The sequence below is a fragment of the Hymenobacter plasmatis genome, from assembly GCF_020711255.1.
Lineage (GTDB): Bacteria > Bacteroidota > Bacteroidia > Cytophagales > Hymenobacteraceae > Hymenobacter.
In genome coordinates this window covers 44,844-56,188 of sequence record NZ_JAJFAW010000019.1, presented here as the reverse complement: position 1 = coordinate 56,188, position 11,345 = coordinate 44,844, and the positions used below count along the sequence as shown (strand labels likewise).

Here is an 11,345-nt window from a genome sequence, read left to right as displayed (position 1 = left end):
AATTTTTTACTGCGCCCATTTGCAGCCGCGTTATGTCCAATTATATGGCGAAATATGATAATTTAATCCAAATAAGATTAAGCTTGATTTTTTAAAGGCCCGATGTGATACGAGGCATAGCATATATTTGTTTATAATAAAACCGATAATATTCACTACCTTGCAGCCGCTTAATTGTAATTAATGAACTTGATGTAAAGCATATCTCAACTGTTTACTGAATATAAAGTACTGGTAAGCTTTACGCACCGCAAAAACATAGCCCATAACAAGCCTTCTCGATTCTGATTCCCTTAAAACTCACCTTTTACATAATGACCGCTTTGAAACGTTATTTACTCTTTTCCCTAATACTGGTCTTGACTGGCTTCATTAGTACCCGTGCCAACGCACAGTGCGTATATACTACCACCAAAGCGGGCAACATTTTGGACCCTAGCATATATACTGGCGGCTGCACCGCGGCTCCCACCTCCACAAGCACCATCATTATTAACCATGCGGTTACCCTCAGCCAGGATTTTAGCAGCTCGGGCACTATTACTATCAACACGGGCGGTTCTTTAACTGCAAGCGTTCCTAATATTACTCTCTCATTAAGTAATGCTAATTTGATAATTGGATCCTCTGTTTCGCGGACGCCTTCTATGCCGCAACTTTCAGTAGGAGTGCTGGATTTATACAAAGTTGAAACTAGTGTAGGAGCAAATTCTGTAGTTACAATAGGCTGCACACTCAATTTTCAAAACCAAGCAAGCAAAAATTTCACGTTGGCAAATAACTCGCTGCTGATTGTAACCGGCAATGTGGTTGTAGGTACAGGCAACCCCAACATCACCGGGCCAACAACTGGCGTTGCTGGCCTACGCATTGTGGGAAACATCTTTGGAAACTCTGGATCCACGCTTTTCACCACTTCAAATTTAATCACTTGTGTAAAAGGGCAGCCGCAACCAAGTGGGTGTGTTGCCACAACTGGGACTCCCCTTATTCCCCCTCCGACTAACGACCAAACTTGTCAGAACCTCGCAGCACTGCCCGTAACCCTTACCCAATTTATTGGCAAACGCACACCCAAGGGCACCGTCTTCCTTGGTTGGTCTACAGCTAATGAGATTAACAATTCCTTTTTTGAAGTTGAACGTTCAGCAGATGCTTTAAACTTTGTACCTCTGACTAAGATTGCAGGTTCAGGTAACACTACTTCGGCACGGACCTATTCCTTTACCGATGAAAACCCTTTAGCTGGACAGGCATACTATCGGTTGCGTCAAATTGACGTTGACGGCACAGATGCCTACTCACCTATTGTGTCTATAGTTGAACAAAAGACTGCTGAACTTGCTGTTTTCCCCAACCCCAGCGCGGGCAGCATTACGGTGCCTTCTGCAGTAGGTGCAACTCAGTATCGTGTCCTCAACGTTCTGGGCCAAGCGGTGCTTAGCGGCAAATTGGCCACCAACGGCCGCATCGAGCTGAACACGCTCAACAAAGGCACGTTCTTCCTTGAACTGACCGGCACCTCCGGCCGCTCCACTCAGCGTCTGGTGCGCGAATAAGTTCTCTCCTTTTGCCGGCTTTCGGCAAAATCTTAGTGAAAAGCCCTACGTCCCCTAGCGTGATGTAGGGCTTTTCTTTTTATATAAAAAGGTCTAACGGCCTAATTTACCTGCTGGGGCGGCCGGCGCCTGCGAGGTCCGGACAGGCCAGGGCATTGCCAAAGACCAGCTCCCGCGCCTGTTTCACCGCTTCGACAAAGGCGCCACCACCGACCCGACCCTGACAGCTATGGCCTGGGGCTAAGCATTGCCCGCACCATCGCCGACCGGCACGGAATCGGGATTGAGGTAAATTCCATTGAGGGGCTGGGCACCTCGTTCCTGCTCACGTTTCCGCCCGCTGCAGACGGGCAGTAGCCCCGAGCCCGGAATTTTTAGCGCCGACGAGCCTCTACTGGTTCCGCTTATCATGTTGGCTTCATGTTGAGGCGGTAGTGTTGTGAGCGCAACATTACCGTTCAGTTTGTGCGCCTATTCGCCACTATAAATCATTGCAAATGGTGGCCTTGGCATTATTGAACGAGGGGCTTTTAAACCCTGTGGCTGAACCCAGGTCTGCGTTACTGTTCAGCCCACCACGCCCGACCGTCTATTTCAGCTTAACTACACTTTCAACCCCTTAGTTTTTTTCATGAATTCACTCCTACAAACACACCAGCCACTCGCAACGTGGCCCCGCCTTCTCGTATTGCTCTGGCTGATGGTGGCAGGCCTGCTGCCGGGCCGCACGCAAGCCCAAACCACCAGCCCCAGCGGCGGCACGCTCAGCCCGGCGGCTTCGTCGGTCTGCGCCGGCTTCAATTCCGGTACGCTGACCCTGACGGGCTACACCGGCTCCATTATTAAGTACCAGGCCGATAGCGGCAGCGGCTACGTGGACGTGGTCGGCACTTCGCCCACGTACACCTTCTCCAACATCCAGACCACCACCAGCTACCGTGCCATTGTGCAGAACGGCACCAACCCCGCGGTGGCCTCTACCGTGGCTACCGTGACGGTGGGCCAGCCCCCCACGGCCACCATCAACTCGCAGGGCCCCACCACCTTTTGCCAGCAGGGCACCATTTACCTGGTGGCCGGGCCCGTTGCCGCGGGCAACACCTACCAGTTTTTGCTCAACGGCCGGGAAATAGTGGGCGCTACCAGCCCCACGTACACGGCTCTGGTCACGGCCAACAGCAGCTATTCGGTGGAAGTAACCAACGCCACCGGATGCTCCTCCATTTCGGCATCCGTAACGGTACTGGTGCTGAAGCAGAACGTGGTAAACCTGACCGCCGCCACGCCCACCACGTTTTGCCAAGGCGGCTCGGTGCTGCTGTCGGCCAATGCGAGCGGGCTGGGCGCCAGCGGCTACACCTTTCAGTATGAGAAGGATGGCGTGCAGATTCCGGGCGCGACCAGCGCTACCTACACCGCCACCACCAGCGGCGCCTACCGCGTGGTAGCGTACAATCCCGCCACGTGCACTTCTACTTCCAATACGATAATCGTTACTGCCACGCCGCTTCCCACGGTGTCGTTTAGCTATGCCCTGCCGAGCTACTGCCTGAGCGGCCCCAGCACCCCCACGCCCACGGCCTCGCCCAGCGGCGGCACGTTCTCGGCTTCGCCCACGGGCTTGAGTCTAAACCCCACTACCGGCATTATCAACCTGAGCCAGAGCCAGCCCGGCACCTACGCGGTGGCGTATGGCATTGGGGGCACCTGCCCGGCCAGCGCCAGCGTCAGCGTTACCATCACAGCAGCCCCCACGGCCAACTTTAGCTACGTGGGCGGCAGCCGCTGCGCGGGCACCCAGGGCACCATCTCGCCTACGCTGGCAGCGGGCGCCACCGCCGGCACCTACACGGCCAGCCCAGCGGGCCTGAGCTTGAACGCCAGCACCGGCGCCGTGGATGTGGCCCAGAGCCAGGCCGGCACCTACACCATCATCAACAGCCTCGCAGCAGCCAACGGCTGCTCCGCTGCCTCGGCCAGCACTTCGCTCGTGCTCAATGCCCAGCCCACGCCGGCCCTAACCGCCGCCGCGGCTACCACGTTCTGCCAGGGCGGCTCGGTTACGCTGACCGCCACGGGCGGCACGGGCGCGGCTACGTACCAGTTCTTGAACAACGGCCAGGCCATCAGCGGCGCCACGGGCACCAGCTACGTGGCCACGGCCAGCGGCTCTTATACGGTCCTCATCACCAACCCCGGGGGCTGCACAGCTACTTCGGCGCCCGTTTCTGTGACCGTGAACCCACTAACTACGGCGAGTTTCGGCTACGCCGGCGCCAGTGTTTGTCAGAGCAGCGGGGCCGCGGCGGCTACCGTAACCGGCACAACTGGCGGCACCTTTGCCGCCTCGCCAGCCGGGTTGGGCCTGAATGCAACTACGGGTACCATCACGCCAGGCAGCAGCTCGCCGGGCACTTACACCATTACCTACGCCGTGGGTGGCCCCTGCCCGAGCAGCAGCACCCAAACGGTGACCATCACGGCCCCGGCCGCTGCCACGTTCAGCTACCCTGCCTCGGCCTATTGTGCCAGCACTAGCGTCGCCCCTACCCTGGCCAGTGGTGCCTCGGCGGGCACATTCAGCTCAACAACGGGCTTAGGGCTGAACACCAGCACCGGCGCCATTGACTTGGCCCAGAGCCAGCCCGGCACCTATACCATCACCAACACGGTAGCAGCCAGCGGCGGCTGTGCTGCCACCTCGGCTACGGCAACGCTCACGGTGAACGCCCTGCCCGCCCAACCCATTCTGACCTTAGCCAACGGCGTATTGAGCACGCCCACGGTAGCCGGCGCTACCTACCAGTATTACCTTAATGGTGTGGCCATTGCCGGGGCTACCAGCGCCACTTATACCACCAAACAAAGCGGGGCATACACCGTAGTCATTAGCACGAATGGCTGCGTGTCAGCCCCTTCGGCAGCAGTTACGGTCACGGTTACGGCGGTACGCTCGGGGCAGTCGGCCTTTGGGCTGGCGGTATTCCCCAACCCCACCACCGGCTCGCTCACCGTCAGCATTGCCGGGAGCCACTCCGCCGCACAACTCACGGTGTACAACGCCCTCGGGCAGCAGGTGCTGACCAGCAGCCTGGCCGCAGCCGCTACCGCCCGCGAATTGGATTTGAGCAGCTTGCCCACCGGCGTGTACGTGCTGCGGGCCGTCACCACAGAGGGCACCGTAACGCAGCGCCTCGTGCGGCAATAGTCTTTGGGTAGTTAGCTCAATTTTTAGCTCCATTTGTAAAAGCCTCGGCGCCATGCCGGGGCTTTTTGCTGGCGGCATATGGCTGGTTGCAGGTTGATAAATACGTCGTTACGACAGCACGGCGGAGGCTAGGTTTCAACCGAGAATTCAGTGTTAAAATCTTTATTTACAGCGGGTAAAACCTCACATGATTTTCACTTTGGCTCCAATAAATTTGAATCATTCCTTAACCCTTTTAACCCTTAATTCTCATGAAAACGCTCATGCTTTCGCTCGCGGCTGCGCTGTGCACGGTTGCCGCCGTGGCGCAGACCACCCCCACTTCAACGGCCTCCACAGCCAAGTCTACCACCCAAACCACCCGGAAATCCAGCACGCACCGCATGGCAAAGCACTCCGGGCGCAAGGCCGGGCATAAGGCCATGGCCCACCACAAGAAATAAACAGGAGCCGCTGCCATACGCAAGAGCCTCTTCGGTCCCCGGAGAGGCTCTTTGCTATAACTCCGGGGGAAACGTGGCTTGGGTAAATATCTTTATACTTGCGTATCTCCCTAAACTCCAAGATAATGACTTCCATAAAAGCCTAAGTTGAGCTGGCTCAGACGCAGTCGGTGGGTCTTCCCGCTGCTACCGAGCCCCACTCCTAGCGGTGCCCTTCGGGTATTTTGCCGTTATTTGACCTCAACGTTCCGCTTAATTCGGCTCCTTCCTTCATGAAAAAACTCGCCCTCGCCGGCCTTGTGGCCGCGGCGCTCACCACGGCCTGCAACCAGACCAAAACCACCGAAAACGCTACCGCCACCGGCCAGCCCGCCGGCACCGAAGCCGCCGCCGATACGACCACCGGCCTGCAGGGCTTATTCAACAGCTACTGGGAAAAGCAGCTGCGCCTCGACCCGATGTCGGCCACGGCGTATGGCGACAACCGCTACAACAACATCCTGCCCAACAACCAGACGCGGGCCTTTCGCGACACGCTGCACGCTTTTTACCAGAACTACCTGACCCGGCTGCAGCAGTTCGACCGCGAAAAGCTGAACGACAACGACAAAATCAGCTACGACATCTTCGCCTACGAGATGAACCACGGGCTGGCCGGCCTCAAGCTCAACACCTGGATGATGCCCGCCAACCAGTTCTACGGCTTGCCTATTACGATGGGCCAGTACGGCTCCGGCCAAGGCAACCAGCCCTTTAAGACCGTGAAGGACTACGACAACTGGCTGGGTCGGGTGCACGGCTTCACGGCGTGGACCGACTCGGCCATCGGCAACTTCCGGGTGGGCATGCGGCGGGGCGTGGTGCTGCCGCGGGCGCTGGTGGTGCGCATGATTCCGCAGCTGCAAGCTCCCGATATTCTCGTGACGGACCCGACCAAGAGCCTGTACTACGGCCCCATTTCGCGCTTCCCCAAGAACTTTTCGGATGCCGACAAAACCCGCATCACGGACGCCTACAAGAAAGCCATCCTGACCGAACTGGTGCCGGCCTACCGCAAGCTGGGCACTTTCCTGCAGCAGGAATACCTGCCCAAAGCACGCACCACGAGTGGCATCGATGCCGTACCCGGTGGCAAGGAAATCTATGCCTACGACGTGAAGTACGAGACCACGACCGACAAGACGCCGGCCGAAATCTACCAGATTGGCCTCTCCGAGGTGGCGCGCATTCGGGCCCAGATGGAGCAGATAAAGTCGGAGGTGGGCTTCAAGGGCGACCTGCAGGCGTTTTTCAAGTACCTGAACACCGACCCTAAGTTCCGGCCCTTCAAAACGCCGCAGGAAGTGCTGGCTGCCTTCGAAAACATCCACCAGCGGATGCTGCCCAACCTGAAGAAGATGTTTGGGCGCACGCCCAAAACGCCCTTTGAAATCCGCGAAACCGAGAAGTTCCGCGAAGCCTCGGCCTCAGCCGAGTACAACCAGGGCTCGCCGGACGGCTCGCGGCCGGGCATATTCTACGTGCCCATCCCCGATGCCACCACGTTTGCCACCACCTCGGGCATGGAGTCCTTGTTCCTGCACGAGGCCATTCCGGGTCACCACTACCAGATTTCGCTGCAGCAGGAAAACACCAGCCTGCCCAAGTTCCGCCGCTTCGGGGGCCAGAATGCCTACGTAGAAGGCTGGGCGCTGTACTGCGAAAGCCTGGGCCCTGAACTGGGCCTGTTTAAAGACCCCTATCAGCGAATGGGCGCGCTAGGCGATGAGATGCTGCGCGCCGTGCGCCTGGTAGTTGACACCGGCCTGCACTCGCGCCACATGACCCGCGAGCAGGCCATCGAGTACCTACTGGCCAACCTGAGCACCACCCGCGACGAGGCCACTTCGGCCATTGAGCGCTACATGGCCATTCCCGGCCAGGCGTTGGGCTACAAAATCGGCCAGCTCAAAATCCGGGAGCTGCGCGCCAAGTACGAAAAGCAGCTGGGCCCCAAGTTCAAGCTCAGCGACTTCCACGACGAGCTGCTGAAGGATGGCTCCATGCCGCTGGCTGTGCTGGAAAAGAAGATGGACGCCTGGGCCGCGAAGCAATAGCGGCTTGAGGAACCTCACCCCCGGCCCCTCTCCCAAGGAGAGGGGAGCCACGGCGGCGCGGTCCTGTCATTGCAAGGACGCAGGACGAAGCAATCCGTCCTGTTCTCAGCGACCAGCCCAATAGTGTGACAAGCCCCGGTACTGCGCAGTACCGGGGCTTGTCGCTTTAAAAGGGTTTGTCACAACTCAGAGTTAATCGCACAGAGAGGACGGATTGCCGCATGCCGCTGCGCTCCATTCGCAATGACAGATGAGAATCATCCGGCTCCCCTCTCTTATGGAGAGGGGCCGGGGGTGAGGTCCCGCGGCGTGCGGTTCTCCCCTCCTACCGCCTTCCCCATTTCCGGGAATAGCCGTAGCTTGCCCCGCACATTAGCACTCTCAATGAAAACAACCTCTATTGTCTTACTGGCGGCGCTTTGCCTGCCGGCCGGTCTGCCCACCGCCCAGGGCCAGCCCACTAAAAAGGCCACCAAAACCCCGCCCAAATCCAAAGCAACCTTGCACGCAGCAATGGTCAGCTCAACTAAGGCATCGGCGCCGCTGGCGGCCCTGTTTGACACCTATTGGGAAGACCGCGCCAAGCTGTTTCCGCTGGGGGCCACCAGCCAGGGCGACTACCGCTACAACGACCAACTGCCCAACGACCAGACCCAGGCTTTCCGGCAGCAACAGCAGCGGTTTTACCAGCAGTACCTCGCATCGCTGCAGAAGTTTGACCGCGCCAAGCTCGCGGCCGAAGACCAGGTGAGCTACGACATCTTCAAGTACGAGATGGATACCCGGCTCGAGGGCCTGAAGCTGAACACCTGGATGATGCCCTTTGCCCAGTTTTACAGCCTGCCCAATACACTGGGGCAGTTGGGGGCGGGCACCGGCGCGCAGCCGTTCAAAACCGTTAAAGACTACGACGACTGGCTGGCGCGCGTGGGCCAGTTTCCGGTGTGGGCCGATTCGGCCATCGGAAACTTCCGGCAGGGCATGAAAGCAGGCGTGGTGCTGCCCCGCGTGCTGGTGCTGAAGATGGTGCCGCAGCTGCAGGCCCAGGTCACGGCCGATGCCACCAAGAGCCTGTTTTACGGGCCCATTACGCGGATGCCGGCCAGCTTTTCGGAGGCCGACAAAACCCGCCTCACCGCCGCCTACCAGCAGGCCATTCTCACGCAGCTGGTGCCCACCTACCGCAAGCTGGCCGACTTCCTCAATTCCGAATACCTGCCGAAAGCCCGCACCAGCACCGGCCTGGCCGACATACCCGGCGGCGCCGAGATGTACCGCTACGACGTGCGCCTGATGACCACCACCGACCGCACGCCCGAGGCCATTTACCAAACCGGCCAGAGCGAAGTGAAGCGTATCCGGGCCGAGATGGAAGCCGTGAAAAACCAGGTGGGTTTCAAAGGCGACCTGCCCGCTTTCTTCACCTACCTGAACTCAGACCCCAAATTCACACCCTACAAGACGCCGGAGGATGTGCTAAACGCCTTCCGCGCCATCCAGGCCAAGATTACGCCCAACCTGCCCAAGCTATTCGGGCACGCGCCGAAGTCGCCGTTTGAGATTCGCCAGACCGAAGCCTTCCGCGCCGCTACGGCTTCGGCTGAGTACAACCGCGGCACGCCCGACGGCTCGCGGCCGGGCATTTTCTACGTGCCCATTCTGGACGCCACCAAGTTCAATACCACCTCGGGCATGGAGTCGCTGTTTGCGCACGAGGCCATTCCAGGACACCACTACCAGCTCTCGCTGCAACAGGAAAACACCACGCTGCCCAAGTTTCGGCGCTTTGCGTCCTACCCGGCCTTCAGCGAAGGCTGGGCGCTGTACTGCGAAAGCCTGGGTCCCGAGCTGGGCCTCTACACCGACCCTTATCAGAAAATCGGGGCGCTGGGCGATGAAATCCACCGCGCCATCCGGCTGGTGGTCGATGTGGGCATGCACGCCAAGCGCATGACCCGCGAGCAGGCCATCAAGTACATGATGGACAACGAGCCCATCTCGGAGCAGGGCGCTACGGCCGAAATAGAGCGCTACATGGCCATGCCGGGCCAGGCGCTGGCCTACAAAACCGGCGCCCTGAAGCTGCGCGAGTTGCGCGCCCGCTACGAAAAGCAGTTGGGCAAGAAGTTCGACCTGCGTGCCTTCCACGACGAGGTGCTGGCCGGAGGCTCGATGCCGCTGGCCGTGCTGGAGCGCAAGATGGACGCCTGGGCCGCCCGCCAACGGTAGCGCTTCGCAGTCTTTTGCTATTTTATTTGTTTAATTTCAATAATATATAGCAAAATATAACAATAAATTAAATATTAAGGCCGAGATTTGATAATTCTTTAAACGAACTTTTCAGATTTTCGACATGCTTCGAATTGCTCTCCTCAGTAGTGCCTTGGTCGCGGGATTGTTCCTGTCGGCCAAGGCACAATCGGTTTCTACGACTCCCGTAGGCCCGCTCGACGTGGCGGCTGTGGATGCCGTGGTGGCCCGCACCCTCAAGGCCTTCGACGTGCCGGGCATCGCCGTGGCCGTGGTGAAGGATGGTCAGGTCGTCATGGCCAAGGGCTACGGCGTAAGCTCACTAGCCACCAAAGCGCCCATGGACGCCAACACCCTGTTCGGCATTGCTTCCAACACCAAGGCCTTCACTGCTGCCGCTCTGGGGCTGCTGGTGGAGGAAGACAAATTGAAATGGGACGACAAGGTGACCGACTACATCCCCGAGTTCAAGATGTACGACCCCTACGTCACTGCCGAATTCACCGTGCGCGACTTGCTCACCCACCGCAGCGGCATGGGACTGGGCGCCGGCGACCTGATGTTCTTCCCCGACTCAACGGATTTCACCATCAAGGATGTGATTCATAACCTGCGCTATTTCAAGCCGGTATCGTCGTTTCGTACCAAATACGATTACGACAACAACCTGTACCTGGTGGCCGGCGAAGTAGTAGCGCGGGTATCGGGCAAGCCTTGGGCTGATTTTGTGGAAGCCCGCTTTCTAAAACCGCTGGGCATGACCCGCAGCGCCGCTGGCTTTGCCCGCCTGCCCGACCCCACCAATGTAATTGACGGTCATGGCCCGGTAGACGGCCGGGTGCAAGTAGTGCGGCGCAGTCTGGGCACCGTAGACTGGGCTTGTGGCGGCATGTATAGTAGCGTGAACGACCTGAGCAAGTGGGCCATGATGCTGCTGGGTGGTCCCGGCGCTCCGGCATCGTTGCTGAAACCGGCCACCCAGTGGGAGTTGTGGTCGGCTCAAACCATTCTACCCGTTCGCCCATTTCCGGCGGCGTACGCCGCTTTTAGTTACAACACGCACTTTTCAGCCTATGGCCTGGGCTGGTTCCTGCGCGACGTGCGCGGGTATAAGGAAGTATCGCACACTGGCGGCCAAGTCGGGATGGTGACCAAGGTGACGCTGTTGCCGGAGTTGCACTTGGGCATTATTGTACTCACCAATCAGGAAAGCGGTGCCGCCTTTACGGCCATTTCCAACACCATCGAGGACCACTACCTGGGCATGCCCGGGCTCGATAACGTGCAGTTGATGGCGGACCTGACAAAGAACAGCGTGTCCGGCGACTCCAAAGCCACCGATGCCGTATGGAAGCAGGTGGCCACGGCCCAAAAAGCCGCGGGCAAGCGGCCGGATTTTAAAGCCTTCGTGGGCCGCTACCACGACGAGTGGCTCGGCGACGTAAACATCTACACGCAGGGCAACCAGCTCTGGTTGAAAGCAGTGCGGGCGCCGCGCTTGGTGGGCCAGGTGCTGCCCTACCGTGGCAATACCTACGCGGTGCGCTGGAAAGCCCGCAGCTTAAACGCCGATGCCTTTGCCGCCTTTACGCTTGATGAGCAGGGCCGGGCCACGGGCCTCAAGATGAAAGCCATTTCCGGTCTCACCGATTTCAGCTACGACTTCCACGACCTGGACCTGAAGCGCGTACCGGAGCCTGCTGCCGTGAATTAAGGCCAGCGAATGAAGCGCCCAGACAATCCGCCTTACTCCTGATATTGGGCCAGAAGCCCTGCTTTTCTAGAGGTA

General features: G+C 58.8%; 6 protein-coding genes. All 6 read left to right on the top strand.

The genetic code is table 11. From position 1 onward, the window contains the following. Positions 1 to 314: 314 nt before the first annotated feature. Positions 315 to 1,559, top strand: a complete 1,245-nt coding sequence (locus LJ738_RS14300) for a T9SS type A sorting domain-containing protein (protein ID WP_227787104.1) — start codon at positions 315 to 317, stop codon at positions 1,557 to 1,559. A gap of 631 nt (positions 1,560 to 2,190) precedes the next feature. Next, entirely contained in the window at positions 2,191 to 4,767 is a 2,577-nt protein-coding gene (locus LJ738_RS14295) for a T9SS type A sorting domain-containing protein (RefSeq protein WP_227787103.1), read from the top strand. 251 nt (positions 4,768 to 5,018) lie between these two features. After that, positions 5,019 to 5,210: a hypothetical protein gene (locus LJ738_RS14290; RefSeq protein WP_227787102.1), complete on the top strand. Its 192-nt coding sequence runs from the start codon at positions 5,019 to 5,021 to the stop codon at positions 5,208 to 5,210. 272 nt (positions 5,211 to 5,482) lie between these two features. Further along, on the top strand, positions 5,483 to 7,306 hold the full coding sequence (locus LJ738_RS14285) for a DUF885 domain-containing protein (protein ID WP_227787101.1): 1,824 nt from the start codon (positions 5,483 to 5,485) through the stop codon (positions 7,304 to 7,306). Positions 7,307 to 7,690: 384 nt separating this feature from the next. Beyond that, a complete protein-coding gene (locus LJ738_RS14280) occupies positions 7,691 to 9,535 on the top strand; it encodes a DUF885 domain-containing protein (RefSeq protein WP_227787100.1) in 1,845 nt (614 codons plus the stop codon). A gap of 124 nt (positions 9,536 to 9,659) precedes the next feature. Further along, on the top strand, positions 9,660 to 11,270 hold the full coding sequence (locus LJ738_RS14275; RefSeq protein WP_227787099.1) for a serine hydrolase: 1,611 nt from the start codon (positions 9,660 to 9,662) through the stop codon (positions 11,268 to 11,270). The last annotated feature ends 75 nt before the right edge of the window (positions 11,271 to 11,345 follow it).